Source organism: Pseudoalteromonas sp. 31A1 (assembly GCF_011378815.1).
GTDB lineage: Bacteria > Pseudomonadota > Gammaproteobacteria > Enterobacterales > Alteromonadaceae > Pseudoalteromonas > Pseudoalteromonas arctica.
Genome location: NZ_WTKY01000005.1, coordinates 57,050 through 71,775 on the forward strand (window position 1 = coordinate 57,050; position 14,726 = coordinate 71,775).

The 14,726-nt window shown below is 36.1% G+C and carries 10 protein-coding genes; 4 read left to right on the forward strand and 6 right to left on the reverse strand.

All coding sequences use genetic code 11. The annotated features are described in order from the left end of the window. Positions 1–49 precede the first annotated feature (49 nt). Both GQR52_RS06935 and GQR52_RS06940 read left to right on the forward strand, forming a co-directional pair. Positions 50–454, forward strand: a complete 405-nt coding sequence (locus GQR52_RS06935; RefSeq protein WP_165727940.1) for a MerR family transcriptional regulator — start codon at positions 50–52, stop codon at positions 452–454. 61 nt (positions 455–515) lie between these two features. Further along, positions 516–896, forward strand: coding sequence for a hypothetical protein (locus tag GQR52_RS06940; protein WP_165727941.1), 381 nt, complete (start codon positions 516–518; stop codon positions 894–896). A gap of 74 nt (positions 897–970) precedes the next feature. Here GQR52_RS06940 and GQR52_RS06945 read toward each other — a convergent pair whose 3' ends face one another. From GQR52_RS06945 to GQR52_RS06965, 5 genes are all read right to left on the reverse strand, one after another. Continuing rightward, positions 971–1,162: a DUF3185 family protein gene (locus tag GQR52_RS06945; protein ID WP_007583678.1), complete on the reverse strand. Its 192-nt coding sequence runs from the start codon at positions 1,160–1,162 to the stop codon at positions 971–973. A gap of 61 nt (positions 1,163–1,223) precedes the next feature. Beyond that, positions 1,224–2,690 carry a DNA recombination protein RmuC gene (gene rmuC, locus GQR52_RS06950; protein ID WP_165727942.1) on the reverse strand — a complete coding sequence of 489 codons (1,467 nt, stop codon included), beginning with the start codon at positions 2,688–2,690 and terminating at the stop codon, positions 1,224–1,226. Between the two features lie 1,069 nt (positions 2,691–3,759). Then, positions 3,760–6,906, reverse strand: a complete 3,147-nt coding sequence (locus tag GQR52_RS06955; protein ID WP_010552907.1) for a DEAD/DEAH box helicase — start codon at positions 6,904–6,906, stop codon at positions 3,760–3,762. A gap of 426 nt (positions 6,907–7,332) precedes the next feature. Further along, complete coding sequence (locus GQR52_RS06960; protein ID WP_165727943.1) at positions 7,333–8,295, reverse strand: transcriptional regulator; 963 nt, start codon at positions 8,293–8,295, stop codon at positions 7,333–7,335. A gap of 15 nt (positions 8,296–8,310) precedes the next feature. Further along, complete coding sequence (locus GQR52_RS06965) at positions 8,311–9,549, reverse strand: AAA family ATPase (RefSeq protein WP_165727944.1); 1,239 nt, start codon at positions 9,547–9,549, stop codon at positions 8,311–8,313. Positions 9,550–10,322: 773 nt separating this feature from the next. Between GQR52_RS06965 and GQR52_RS06970 the strand changes: the two genes are divergently transcribed. Next, positions 10,323–11,537: a hypothetical protein gene (locus GQR52_RS06970; protein WP_024591590.1), complete on the forward strand. Its 1,215-nt coding sequence runs from the start codon at positions 10,323–10,325 to the stop codon at positions 11,535–11,537. Between the two features lie 69 nt (positions 11,538–11,606). On the opposite strand, the gene GQR52_RS06975 is transcribed toward GQR52_RS06970, so the two are convergent. After that, on the reverse strand, positions 11,607–12,482 hold the full coding sequence (locus GQR52_RS06975) for a DNA replication terminus site-binding protein (protein ID WP_165727945.1): 876 nt from the start codon (positions 12,480–12,482) through the stop codon (positions 11,607–11,609). Between the two features lie 877 nt (positions 12,483–13,359). Here GQR52_RS06975 and GQR52_RS06980 point away from each other — a divergent pair. Further along, entirely contained in the window at positions 13,360–14,709 is a 1,350-nt protein-coding gene (locus tag GQR52_RS06980; protein WP_165727946.1) for a 3-deoxy-7-phosphoheptulonate synthase class II, read from the forward strand. Positions 14,710–14,726 lie beyond the last annotated feature (17 nt).

The window sequence follows — 14,726 nt, forward strand, 5'->3', positions numbered from 1 at the left end:
CTTGAAGGTCAACCTACTAAGTTTATGTAAAGTGGAGTTATTATTAGTTATGAAAATAGGCGAACTTGCAAAACTTACCAATATACCCGCCAGTACTATTCGCTTTTACGAAAGCAAAGGGTTACTAAAACCGAGTATTCGCAATAACAATGGTTACAGGCAATACACATTAGGCAGTGTAGATGAGTTAAAACGCATTAAGTTTTCACAAAGTTTAGGGTTTTCAATCGATGAAATTACAACGCTAAAAAAATCTAATGATGAGCTAAACCATACCGTTATTATTGAGCGTTTAGAGAAAAAACAAAAAGAGGCTGATGAGCTCATTGCACAAGTTAAACGTAAATCAGAGCGTTTAAGTTCTTTAATCTATTTGCTAAATAGTCATTGGCTAAAAGGGCAATGTCTACCTGATAGTACTTTACGTGAATTATTAGATCAGTCAGATTATTGACTACCATAAAATTATAGAACAGATTACATCTGATGATTTATAGATGCCTTGAGGCAAAAAAGTGATTGAAGTAATACTTGAACAAGATGCTACAACAAATGACTTGTTGATAAGTTTCACGAATAAATATGACAAAGTATGTTTTATAGATCACATGCATGTATTCAAAAATCAAAGATACACTCTCGCTTGCCTCGATATTTATGATCAGGCGGGAACAAAAATACCAAGAATAAAATATTTAAAGCTACGCGCATCTAAATTTCCTGACGATTACCTAAAACTTGAACCAGGACAAATTTATTTAACATCGCTTGATTTAAATAAGCATTTCAAGATTGAAAGTAATGAAATAATTGTTCAATACAATTGTTGTAACAGCTCTCCTATTTCAGAAGAGCATCAGAAAATTAGTTCAAACAAACTAACGATGAAGATATGATTTTATAGCATGTCCATTGTAATTTGAATTAACGTTAAAAATTATCCTTAATGTTAAAGTGATGAATAAAAATATCACTTTAACTTTTTAATACCAATTAACACACAGATGGCGCCGCCAATAATACCCGCCCATGCTTCTATTGGTGTATCACCACTAAATGCACGGCTTAACTGCGAAGCCGCCGCATCATAAACGTCATATCCCCACATAATTAAAGCGATACCTATAACGATTAAAACAATACCTATAATCTTATTATTCATAAACACCTCTGGTTTCTAACGTACATTATTCAACATACTTAATTGAAAACACTTAATAAATCTAATCAAGCTCTAGCTGCGCACGTTCAACGCTCTCACTAGGTAACTCTTTTTGTACCGATACACCAAGCTCTTTAAACTCTGCTGCTTGTTTAATTAAATTACCTTTACCGCGGTATAATTGCGAGAACGCTTTGTCGTAACTTTCTTTCGCTTTATCAAGCTGCTTACCTACGCCTTCCATACTTAATAAAAAACCATTGAGCTTGTTATAAAAACGCTCAGCGCGATTTGCCAGCTCTTTTGAGTATTTGGTTTGCTCTTCAAAACGCCAAAGCTGTTTAACAATATTTAAACTAGTAAGCAAGGTAGTAGGTGTAGCTACCAGTATATTTTTTTCGATTGCTTGTTGGTAAATATCACTTTGATATTTAAGTGCTTCTACAAAAGCTGATTCTATTGGTACAAACATAACCACAACTTCAGGCGAATTAAGCCCTGGTAGACGGTCGTACGATTTACTCGCAAGCTCATTAATACGTGCTGTAACGGCGTTTACATGCTCTTTAATTGCTTGATTAGCATCTAGCTCATTTTCAGCGTTCACATAGCGTGTATAAGCATTTAATGATGTTTTAGCATCAATGACTAAGTGGCGGCCTTGTGGTAAGTAAACAACTACATCAGGGCGTAAGCGGCCATCTTCAGTGTTAAACGACACTTCGCGCTTATAATCAACGCCAGCACGTAAGCCAGCGCTATCTAAGACGTTTTCGAGCATGAGTTCGCCCCAATTACCTTGGGTTTTCTTTTGCCCTTGTAGCGCGTTGCTGAGCTTGTCGGCTTGATCTGTTATAGCTTGGCTTTTAGCTTGCAAATGCAATAGCTCGGTTTTAAGCGCGGTTCGTTGTTTTATGTCTTCAACATGTATTGATTCCATTTTTTCTCTAAAGCCTTTTAGCTCTCCTTGAACCGGTTTTAATAATTGTTCAATGCTTTCTTGATTTAAGGTTTTAAAGCTTTGTGATTTTTCTTCTAGAATCTTATTGGCTAGGTTTTCAAATTCTTTTTTGAGCATATTTTTACTTTGCTCAATTTGCGCGAGTTGCTCGGTAAAGCTTTGTTGTTTTTGCTCAAGGGTGGTGCGCATATTATTATATTCAACATCGCGTTGGTTATATTGCTCACGAAGCGCTGCAAGCTCGCCTTCGGCTTTACGCCAAAAGTGATTGTATTGAATGCTTTGTTTTTCTTGTTCGCTAAAACGCGTTTTAAAATGCTGGGCTTCATCGCGCTGTTCTTGGTGAGTATGTTCTAGCAGTTCGTGATCTTCTTGCAAGGCGCTATATTGCAGCTCTTTATTATCAAATTGATTTTGTAATAGAGAAAGCTGTTGCTGCTGTTCGCTTATTTGTAGATGTAGCTTTTTGCGAAGCTGTGTTGATACAACGCCGTAAAATACAACGCCTAACGCAACACCAGCACCGGCGCTTAGCCAATCAATATTAGTGAGTACTTGAGTGAGCATAAAATAAACTTATAAAATTTAGAGACATGCCATCATAACCAATAACAAGCAATAGAAGTAGGGGAGCAAAGAAATTACAGACATAAAAAAACCAGCTCAAAATAAGCTGGTCAAGTATTACTAAATTAAGTAATCAAAGGGAAAATCAACATGTGCCCGAGTAAGCTGCAACTTAAATACATAATCACCAAAATAACTAATATTACTGGGTGAGGCTATATAACAACAGGCATTAGAGTAGACCGGAAAACAAAATAATTAATTCAAATTAATTTACGAAAGATCATTTATTTTTATTCGGGTTGATTTAAACAAATCAAATTATGGGCATAAAAAAAGCCAGTTCAAAATGAACTAGCTTAATCATTACTAAAATTAGTAATCAAATAGGGGGAAATCAACATAAAACCTGTATTAACTGCAATTAATCAACAAGCATAATAGTAGACGCCGCTCTTTGAATTAAGTTCATAAAAAGATCAAAACTTTTAAAATAAAAATTGAATGCTAAATTTTGGACATAAAAAAAGCCAACTCAAAATGGGCTGGCTCAATCATTACTAAAATTAGTAACTAAATGGGGGGAATCAACATGAAAACTTGTATTAACTGCAATTAATCAACAAGCATAATAATAGACGCCACTTTTTTAATTAAGTTCATAAAAAAATAAAAACTTTTAAAATAAGTACTGCACACTAAATTTTGGACATAAAAAAAGCCAACTCAAAATGGGCTGGCTCAATCATTACTAAAATTAGTAACTAAATGGGGGGAATCAACATGAAAACTTGTATTAACTGCAATTAATCAACAAGCATAATAGTAGACGTCCGTTTTTTAATTAAGTTCATAAAAAAGTAAAAACTTTTAAAATAAGTGCCGAACGCTAAATTTTAGGCATAAAAAAAGCCAACTCAAAATGGGCTGGCTTAATCATTACTAAAATTAGTAACTAAATGGGGAATCAACATGATGCTTGTGCTAACTGCAATTAACCAACAAGCATAATAGTAGACGTCCGCTTTTTAATTAAGTTCATAAAAAGATCAAAACTTTTTAAATCAATTTAGTTTTTAATTAGCGATAACATTTGTTGTTCATCAAACTTTGTAAAGCTCATTGATTTATCAGTAAATAACGCATCTACAAGGGCCTGTTTGTCTTGTTGCATTTTAAATACTTTTTGCTCTATTGAATTACTCATTATGAGCTTATACACAAATACAGGGTTAGTTTGGCCAATACGGTAAGCTCTATCAGTCGCTTGTTTTTCTACAGCTGGGTTCCACCATGGATCAAAGTGAATAACTGTATCGGCTTGTGTAAGGTTAAGGCCTGTACCGCCAGCTTTTAAGCTAATTAAAAACACTGATGTTTTACCACTGGTAAACTCGTCGATTACTTTATCGCGGTGGCGCGTTTGGCCTGTAAGCATACTAAAGTTAATGTTTATTTCTTCGAGGCGTTGGGCTATTAAATCAAGTGCCGATGTGAACTGACTAAATATAATAATTTTACGACCGAGACTTAACATAAGCGGTAAGTGTGTTGTTAACCATTCAAGCTTAGCAGAGCCTGCTTGAGTGTCTGGATCTATTAATTTAGGGTGGCAACAAATTTGCCTTAACTTTAAAAGTGCCTCTAAAAATGCAAGTTTACTTTTTTGTGCGCCTTGTTCGGCAAATAAGTCTATTAGCTTCTCTTCTAATGAACGTGTAATACCTTGATACATTTCTTTTTGCTTAGGCTCAAACTCAAACTCTTTAGTTAGCTCTGTTTTTTCAGGCAGCTCTTGCGCTACTTGTGCTTTAGTGCGGCGCATTATAAAAGGCATAATTAACGCTTTTAACTGCTCAGCTCTCTCCATATCAGCTTCACGCTCAATAGGCGTTTGAAAGTGCTGCTTAAAGTGGGCTTGAGACCCAAGTAACGATGGCATAGCAAAATCGAGTAACGATTTAAGCTCAAGTAAATTATTCTCGATTGGAGTACCACTTAAACAAAGTTTAAAGTCGGCATTTAAGCGTTTAACTAATCGCGAAACCTGTGCGGTATCGTTTTTAATGTATTGTGCTTCGTCGAGGATTATATTTTCAAAATATAATGGCGAATAATATGCAATATCACGCTTTAAAAGTGGATATGTAGTAAGTATACACTGCGCTTGCGCTAAGTGCTGTAAAGGATCGTTACGATTTGAACCAAAAATAGTGGTGACTTTTAAGCTTTTAGCAAACTTAATAATTTCGTTTTTCCAGTTACTCACCAAACTAGTTGGACACACTATAAGTGTAGGGCCTGCTTGCGGGCGGTTAAATGTACTGGCTAAAAATGCAATAACTTGCAAGGTTTTACCCAGGCCCATGTCATCAGCTAAAATACCACCTAATTGGTGACGTTTTAAAAAGCTAAGCCAGTCAACACCTTGCTGTTGGTACTCACGAAGTGTTACTGAGTCATTTAAGCCATGTAATGAAACCTTAGTAATTGCTTTATCGGGACTATTTAGCTCTTGTAAGTATAGCTCTAATGAGTCGTCGTGAAGCTCTACGTTTATAGCAGTGTGCTTTACTAATTCAGGTAAATACGAAAGCGGAATATTAAATTCGTCTCGTGTTTTTACAAATTCAAAACGCTCTTTAAATTCATTTAATAAGTTAATTGCTGACTTATTGATAACCCCAAATTCACGACCAAGCGGATAGTAGTAAAATAGTTCACTTTGGCGATTTAATGACTGATATAGCGGGTCAGTATTAGTAAACAACAGCGATGCTTTAGCATCACATAGCAATACTTTGCAGTGCATTTGATGCCCTGCTGCGCGGTGTACATGTAAACTAACTTCACACTGCGGATTAGGACTCGTTACTTTACTTACACTTACTTGCCAACCACGTTGCTTAAAGCCAGGGAATACTTCGTATATTAGCCAATGCAAATGGATTGAAGACTGCTTTGTAAATACCAGTTCACTTTGTAAACCCCCTTTACAAAATTCAAAACCTAGATTTATTAGCTCATTCGTTACCGTATTTTCAAATGCACTATTAATCGTACTTGCAGGTGCTGCACCTGCTAAATAGTTTTTATTTTTATACTTAAATAACAACGAAAGAGATAAACCTTGATCGCCCATAGTTACTTTTAAAACAGCATTACTAGAGATTTTAGGCAATGTTGGCTGTAAATTAGTAGGGTGGGGTATTACACCTGCACCAAAGTTATCGGCAAGCTGCTTGTATATTCTATCAAAATTAGCGTCATGCAAAGCAGGCATAGTTTGTAAATGTGCTATTTCGTCTGCACTCAATGGGGTGCGAAGACGGCCCGCTTTTAAATGATCTAAATCGAGGTAAGTAGGTGGTGTTGTTTTTAATAAAGCCCAGTTTTGTGTTTGCTCAAGCTTAATAACTAATTGGGAAAGATCTTTATCTTGCTCCCAACTAAAACTTAATGCTTGGCCAGATTGCGCTTTAATTGGTACTCGAGAACGCTGGAAAAACAGGCGTTCTGTAGCTATCAACTGTTGTAAGGCACTAAAACCCCACTGGCCTTTTAGCTCAATACTTCCCACTGCATTTTGTGAGCGTATCCAACTAAATAATCTAAAATCACTTTCGAGTAAGTCACTCGGCGTTACAAAACTATTTAACTGCTGCTCAGTCAGGTTTCGACCTAGCGTGTAATTCTTTTTAGTCTCAACATTCGCTATTTTAGGTGTTAAGAATACTTTGTTATTTTCAATATCTAATACAAATAATAATACTTGCGATGGCGTGTTTTGATCACCACTTTTAAGTGCGCTTAATTCGCTAAACCAGTCATTAATAAAATAATCTTCGCCATATTCACCAGAGTGCTCTATTTTGAGCTTAAATAAAATAGCAGCTAAGTGTCTGCATTTAGTTTTTGCATTACACGTACAATGCGTATCAACAGAATAGCCAGTTGGTACTTTACTGATCTCAATACGTTGGTTAAACGATGATCCATTATCCACTTGTACAGTAGAGTCGACTACAGAAAAATTAGGGGTGTGTTCTAGCCAAGTGATTTGACCTTTCTTGTAATATTCTTTGCCTTTATCTAAAACATTTTCACGGAAAAGTTTTTTGATAAAGCGTTCAGACAGAGGAAACTGGGTAGCCTGCTCATTTTTAATTTCTTCAAAAATAGCCATTAAATCATTTTTTGATAAGTTAGCAGACATGTCACTCTAAGCATTAAATTTTAAAAATAATCCTGCCAGTATATGCCTTATGTGCTCTGAGCTAAAGCACTATTAACAAGATATAAACTGGTTGGAGCTGATAACTTAGTAAAAAATCGGTTTGTAAGTAAAAATAAGCATCCAATTTTACAAAATAATATTTAAAACAACTGCAATGGTAGAAGTTACATATAGTTAGAAACATAAAAGTAGGCATTACAGATCACGATTTTACTAACAATAATAATAAATGAAGGAATGTAGCTAAAAAGAGGAGATTAGTTAGTAAAAAAGTGATCTTGAAGAAGGAATATGATTATTTAAAGAGGAAATAGGCTAGTAAAGATCAGATTTTTACTAACAAAACAATCTGCCAGATCACTATTTAACTAAGTAAATATGCCTGACAGATCATTATTTAACTAACTAATTAAAGGCACTTAATAACTTAGTTAATTGCTCTAAGCGCTTGTCTGTCATTACTTTATTATCAATTTTGATAGAGACATCACCGCTTTTTAAATTGCGTTGTACCGATATGAAGTTATTTTCTAGTACAGCTTCGCGCTTAACAGCTACTTGTGGCTCTGAAGTTAGGCATCTAGTGATCGCCATTGCACGCTTGTCGTCGCTTGTAATCGCATTTAACTCTTCATCACTAGCAAGGGCACTAACAAGTTGATTAAACGCCTCTTCGTCTCGCTCCTTTGCGCTAACAAGCTTTTTAGCGACTTCGCGACCTACGTGATTAGCAGTAGGGTAAAGCGCAATGACATCAGCAGGAATTTGCTCATAAGCTTTAATTGCATCTGCAATTGCAGTATGCGATACACCTTCTACCGCGGCAATCTCTCTGTAAGATCCTTTTTTACCTTGCTCAATAAGCTCATTTTTAGTTTGTTGGTATGCTTGGCCAAGCTCCCATAAACTAGGAGCAATGTATTGATCTGAAGATACCGCTAAAATTTTTGCATCTTGATCAGTAAAATCGCTTGAACTAAGTACTAAATAATCTGCGTTACCTAAAATACAGGCCATACGACGACGTGAACCTGCCAGAACTAAACTTTTGTCACCTTGATCCCAAAGTAGGGCAGGATGTTGATTTCGACCATCCTCACGAATTGCAGGAAGAATGTCTGATACTGACTTTTCGTTTAGAAGTGCCTGTACACGACGATTTTTGCCATATACACCAGTGGTAGATTCAATATCAGCATGTGCGATCACTTTACAAACAAGCGTAATTTGACGAGCGGGGTCACTCGGTGCAGGCATTCTAATTACATCGCCAGCATTGGCTTGTTCTAGTAATGCATCAAGACTACTGCTGCCTACAGCAGTTGCAAATGGATCTAAGCGGGTGTCATTTTTACGTTTTTTAGCCATTTTTATTTAACATCCTTACTTAGGGGTATTGAGTGTTGATTGAGTTGACTGCCAATTTGAACGAATAAGCATTTCTAGCTCATCGACCACATCTTTAATATTTTCTTGAGCGCGCATTAATGACTCACGACTTGCTAAGCTGTCTGATGCTTTTTGATCAAAAATAGTGTTGAAAGACGATGAACTAGCGGTAATCGCGGAGCTGTGATTGATTGGGTAGCTCATTACTTGGCGACCAAATGCACTACGAACATCTTTGACGATATCGCGCTGTGAGTGATTACCTTTCACATAGTTGGTCACTAAAAATTGCATAAAGTCCCAGCCCTCATGGCCAAGTGCTGCAACTGTATGGTAAATCTCACCTAGTCGTTTTAAATATTTGTTATTAGCATCAAAATCTACAGCTTCCGGATGAACAGGAATAAGCAACGCCGTAGAGGCCATTAATGCATTATAAAACATGAAGTTAAGGGTAGGTGCTGTGTCAATTAAGATAATATCAAACTCGTCTTTAACGGGATCAATTACTTTCTCAAGTAACTTGTGGTAATGGCGAGTTTGCTCATAATTTGAGGTATCTTTGAGCAATGTTGCCGTTTCGTGTTCAAAGTAAAAGTCATCCATACCCGATGGTAATACACGAATATTTGGGATATGCGTTGGTAAAAATGAGTTAGACACAAATTCAGGCCATGTTTCACCCTCGTCTAAATCTATGCAATCACGCATTAAATCACCAACAGTAATCGGGTCGTGCTCACTTGAAGGAAAAAAGCTTGAAGAAGAGCCTTGTGGGTCTAAATCTATAATACCAATGCGATAACGTTTAATATTTGTAGTTGCAAGCGCTGCCGCTATATTAACCATACTGGTAGTTTTACCGCAGCCGCCTTTGAGAGAATTAATTACAATAACTTGCAGTTTGTCATCACCAGTACGATGATCTGGTTTAATGTCCATAATATCGGCCATAGCAAAAATATTTACTAATGTGTAAGCATAGTGACCGTTAGCACCGCGTTTTATGTTTAAATCATCGAAGTCACCATTATCATGACGTCTTTTTAAAGTACGATTATTACAACCTAATAAATCAGCAGCTGCTTTTTGTGTATACGTTCTTAATTCTTTTTCTTCTGATTTAAGATGGGCACGGTAGTGCTGAATACGTCCTTCTAATGATTTTTCAGCAACTTCAGCTGTGGCTTTCAAAAGCCGATAGGTACTTAATGCGTTATTGTTGATAGACATACTTTCTTCCTCAAAGTTAGGCAGTTAGTATAATGTCCATTCAAATAGCTGTAAACAACTATTTAAGACGACATGCATTTTAAAAACAAGACATCTAAAAATATTTTTACACCTTTAATATTGCTTAGTATAAATAAAGAAGTTTAAAGGTGGTTAAATATATAAGGTAATAAAGGTTAAGGGTGTAAAAATAGCACATAACATTATGATTTATATGAATAATGTTTAAAAAAGCAGATCAGGTTTATACTTGGTTAAGATCAGATCTTTATCTACCTGCGGATCAGCTTTTTACTAAGGTCTATTTTAAATATAGAGTTATGCACAGGTTACGCATGAAGTTATGAACAAAAAGAGCCCTGCAGATCAGTTTTTTACTAAGTAAATTATAAAGTTATACACTAGTCGCAACATAAAAATACGCTTTTAATTAGTATAGATCTGATCTGTACTTGGTACAGATCAGATCTATTCTAACTCGATAAGGCTTTATCCACAGGGGAATATATTTTTTGGTGTATTTGTCGTGCTTAATTTTAAAATTAAGCCATTGTAATGGACAAAATAACAGCTGAGTTAGTAAAAATTAGATTTGTGATAGTCCAGTTAGTATAAATATGATCTGAAATCGTAAGTAATGTACATCACTTAGTATAATAGTGATCCAAACGTTTTATTTAAAGTCAGATCACTTTTATACTAACTTAAACATTTAACTTTTGTTGCTTAATGTGTTGTTATTAGCTGTCGCAATAAAAATGGAAATAAGAACAATGAGCCGAAAGGTCAACATCTCGGTAGATAACTTGCCCGATACACTTAGGGGCCAAATCCACGGGGTGGAAAGTGCAATAGATAACGAAAGTTTAGCACTATTTACAGACAACAAAGACGTGCGAATTTCTATTGAAAATGCAGCACATGGATTACGTGCATATTCAAACACGTTTAATCACTATGATTTGTGGGGACGCTTTGTTCGCTCGGGCTATAAAAAATTGCCACTTGAAGAAGCGCCTAAAAAAACAATTATTACGCGTAAAATATCTGAAAAAGTAGATGGTATTTTGTACGATGGCGAAATAAAAATAACGCCAGCTGTTGTAAGTACACGCAAAGATGGCGAAGATGTTGAATACCTTGTTTGGCCATCAGATAGAGAAGAAAAAGTAGAGCGAGCACTTATTCGTTTAGCTTCTAAAGGCAAAATAGTTAAAATTAATTTTAAATCCGGTATTCAATACGCGGTTGTTTTTTCTATGAACGAATTAGCACAAGAGCTCAAAGCGGTAGGGCAGTCAATGCCATATCCTGCAATAAAAGAGTCACTTGAAGCATTGCAAGGTTCTAAACTTTCATTTAAATATTCGGCAACAGATACTAAAAATTCTGATATAGATGATTCGTTTTACGAGTCAAACATGAACTTTTTATCGTCACTGCATTTTAGTGGCAAAAAAGGTCAGGGTGGCAATGTAAAATGCGTCGCCTGTTTAAATGCATTTGTTCATAACATGATTGATAACCTTGAATACAAAGGGTATTACTTTAATAGCGCACAAGAATTAAAACGTGGATTATCGCGTTGGATGATGCTTCGTTTGTATCACCTTTGGCGTTATGCAGCACCAGGTAAAACGTACCATTTTAGATTACTTTCTATTATGGAAAAATACGGATCTATTTATTCAACTGATGATATTACCGAAAATAAATTAAAAGCACTTCGTCGTGATATGACCACCACAATGAAAGATTTGATTGAAAAAGGTGCAATATCAGAATACAGCATTACAAACGTTAAAGATGACAAAACCGGTAACATTATCGATTACACATATGAAATGCACCCGTCTGATCAGTTTTGCGATGAAATACTTACATTGAACAAACACAATAAACGCATTGAAATCCAAGGCGGTAAACGCATTGTTGAAAATGCCGTGCTGATTGATGAAGATAAAATTGAAGAAATAGTAGAAAAATAATAACCGTCATTTTAAATACTGTACGCATAACTAAAAAGGCCACACTATGTGGTCTTTTTAACATAATGACTACCGCTCAACCTGTTCTAAATATAACCTATCAACCAAAAAATCATACTCGCGCTTACGAGGGTGAGTATCGGGTTTTTGATAATCAGGTAATATACCTAATTTTACGTCTGGTTCTGGATTAATCAGAATAAAGGGTAATGCAGCACTCACATGATAGCGATTTTGCGCCGTATATCTCACATTTACCTGTGGACTCACTCGAGTAGGGCGGCGAATTCTAAGTTTTTCCTTTTCGCCTAAACTAGCAACCCGTAATTGTTCTTGAGCTACAAGTGATTGCCATTTTTGTTGATCTATCATTCTTGGATTTCGATAACTGGCCGATTTGTCGAGCATTTCGAGAGCCATTTTTTTAGTCAGCGTTTTAGTTGCGTGTTTGTGCATCCAAGTAAACCTAACCGAAAATGGCGATTCGCTTTCACTATGAATTTTACGATACGCAGCAAGCGTTATTAAATTTGGTATAGCATTGTGAACTGCTTCAAATCGAGCATCGTTGCTATCAATAGCTAAAATACATTCTTTAAACGTAGCTTTAGCTTTATTTACTTGAGCTATACGATTATGTAAAGCTTGTTTATCTGCATTTTTAATAACGAGCAAACCAGGGTGCCTTTTTAAAACACGACTGCTTAATCCTGATTTTTTATACATGTCTGAAAAAGAGTTTAGGATTGATTTTTGAGCAGGTACTCCAGTGATTTTAGAAACAAGTATAGATTCTGGAACTTTACTCTCATCGAAACTACTTACATCTGGTAATTGATAATATTCCGCTTTGGAGAATTCACACTCTTTTAGTTCTTCAATCAACCTCAAAGTTAATTCGTTCATTAAATCAAACTGACTTCTAATTTGTACTTTAGTTACCATTACACACCTCAAAGAACACATCTTACTAGTCTTATATTATTACATGCACTTTGCTTTGTCTAAACAAATAACAAATAGTACTCGAGGCTTGTAGTAACATAATAATTAAATTATGTATGATGTGTTCTTTCAGGTGGGAATATATAAATGAAGAAAGATTGAAACTCCTTACTAATTCATATGACATTGGAGTATTTACTTTGTCGTATATAAAAAGGCTAATACGCCAAGTACTAGATTATCTACGTAGTAGGTGATCAGGCTAAAGGTTACAATGACTACAAATGCTTTTTGATATCAGTTCCTCTTTAAGGATACTTCAAGCAGTAGCGGCTTTAATCATGATGAATTGTAAATTAGCACTATCACTTTGAAGAGAAAACTTAATGGCCTACCACACCTTTAAGTTGTGGCACTTGTGAATATAGTCCTGCATACGAGTGCTATACAAGACTATGCGTCTAGGATTTAAAGCGCAGATAAATGATTACCACAAACGCTCATATCATACATTAAGGTCTGCACATAGCACTTGATAGCTATTAATTAATTATCCGTGTAAAGTTAAGATTACAGAAGCTGCCATTTAAGTATGATGTGTTCCCAGTAAAATTACGTATAACATACCCTTATGTACTATTTATTCTCAATGCGTTAAAATTGTAAATAGTTAGCTCTAAACGCATGTATTTAAACACTTTAGTTTCTTCGAAATAAAACTAAAGTGTATGTTATATAACCACCTAGGTTAAGTAAGATTACTTTTATACTTAACTCATAACTAAATAATTGGAAAATAGTGAATTTAGTCCTTGAACATAGGGGCCTGCATACGTTAATTTCTTCTTATCAGGTAATGTAGGAATGAGGAAAAATTATGCAATCGTGGAACCCAAATAGCTGGAGAGAGCTGCCAATACTGCAGCAGCCACAGTACCCGGATCAAGAAATACTTAAATCAGTTGAAGGCCAATTAAAGACGGCTCCGCCTTTGGTTTTTGCTGAAGAAACAAGAAGCCTATTCAAACAACTTGAAGACGTGTGCGAAGGTCGTGCATTTTTACTTCAAGGTGGTGACTGTGCAGAATCATTTAGTGACTTTAATGCTGCTAACATTCGCGATACGTTCAAAACAATCTTACAGATGGCTGTTGTATTAACTTACGGCGGTAAATGCCCTGTAGTTAAAATTGCGCGTATGGCCGGTCAATATGCTAAACCACGTTCAGCAGACTTAGAAACAATTAATGGCGTGTCTTTACCATCTTACCGTGGCGACATTATTAATAATATCGAGTTTACAGAAGAAGCACGTATACCCGATCCACAACGCTTAATGACTGCATACCATCATAGTGCCGCTACGTTAAACTTATTACGTGCCTTTGCACAAGGTGGCCTTGCCGATCTTCACCAGGTAAATCGTTGGAACATGGGCTTTGTTGCTGCAAATCCACTTAAAGAAAAATACCAACAACTTGCTGATAAAATTCAAGACGCACTAGAGTTTATGGAAGTGTGCGGAATTAACTCTACAATTGCGCCAAGCTTAAAAGAAACCGATTTATACACTTCTCACGAAGCGTTACTACTTGGTTACGAAGAGGCGCTTACTCGTCGCGACCACTTATCTGGTGATTGGTACGATTGTTCTGCTCACTTTGTTTGGATTGGTGAACGTACTCGTCAACTAGACCATGCACATATTGAATTTTTTAAAGGCATTAAAAACCCAATTGGTGTTAAAGTTGGCCCAGGTATGGACCCAGATGACCTAATTCGTTTAATTGATGCATTAAACCCAGATAACATTCCTGGTCGTTTAACGCTAATTACGCGTATGGGTGCAGATATACTTCCTGAAAAACTTCCAGCACTAGTAAGAAGAGTTCAACAAGAAGGCCGTAAAGTAATTTGGAGCTCAGATCCAATGCACGGTAACACTGAAAAAGCGACATCAGGTTACAAAACACGTAACTTCGACAATATTATGCGCGAGATTAGTCAATTCTTCGCTGTACACAAAGCTGAAGGTTCATACGCAGGTGGTGTTCACCTAGAAATGACAGGCCAGCACGTTACAGAGTGTACTGGCGGTGCTTACGGTTTATCTGACGATGACCTAGCACAGCGTTACAAAACGCAGTGTGATCCACGCCTTAATGCCGACCAAGTATTAGAGTTAGGCTTTTTAGTAGCTGATTTACTAAAAGACGCACGTAAATAATATTTATTGATACTAAA

What these genes read in the sequence shown, in the direction of transcription:
- GQR52_RS06955 (WP_010552907.1), bottom strand. Translation starts at nt 6,906, where the DNA reads ATGTCTGCTAACTTATCAAAAAATGATTTAATGGCTATTTTTGAAGAA.
- GQR52_RS06980 (WP_165727946.1), top strand. Translation starts at nt 13,360, where the DNA reads ATGCAATCGTGGAACCCAAATAGCTGGAGAGAGCTGCCAATACTGCAG.
- rmuC (WP_165727942.1), bottom strand. Translation starts at nt 2,690, where the DNA reads ATGCTCACTCAAGTACTCACTAATATTGATTGGCTAAGCGCCGGTGCT.
- GQR52_RS06935 (WP_165727940.1), top strand. Translation starts at nt 50, where the DNA reads ATGAAAATAGGCGAACTTGCAAAACTTACCAATATACCCGCCAGTACT.
- GQR52_RS06965 (WP_165727944.1), bottom strand. Translation starts at nt 9,549, where the DNA reads ATGTCTATCAACAATAACGCATTAAGTACCTATCGGCTTTTGAAAGCC.
- GQR52_RS06975 (WP_165727945.1), bottom strand. Translation starts at nt 12,482, where the DNA reads ATGGTAACTAAAGTACAAATTAGAAGTCAGTTTGATTTAATGAACGAA.
- GQR52_RS06945 (WP_007583678.1), bottom strand. Translation starts at nt 1,162, where the DNA reads ATGAATAATAAGATTATAGGTATTGTTTTAATCGTTATAGGTATCGCT.
- GQR52_RS06970 (WP_024591590.1), top strand. Translation starts at nt 10,323, where the DNA reads ATGAGCCGAAAGGTCAACATCTCGGTAGATAACTTGCCCGATACACTT.
- GQR52_RS06960 (WP_165727943.1), bottom strand. Translation starts at nt 8,295, where the DNA reads ATGGCTAAAAAACGTAAAAATGACACCCGCTTAGATCCATTTGCAACT.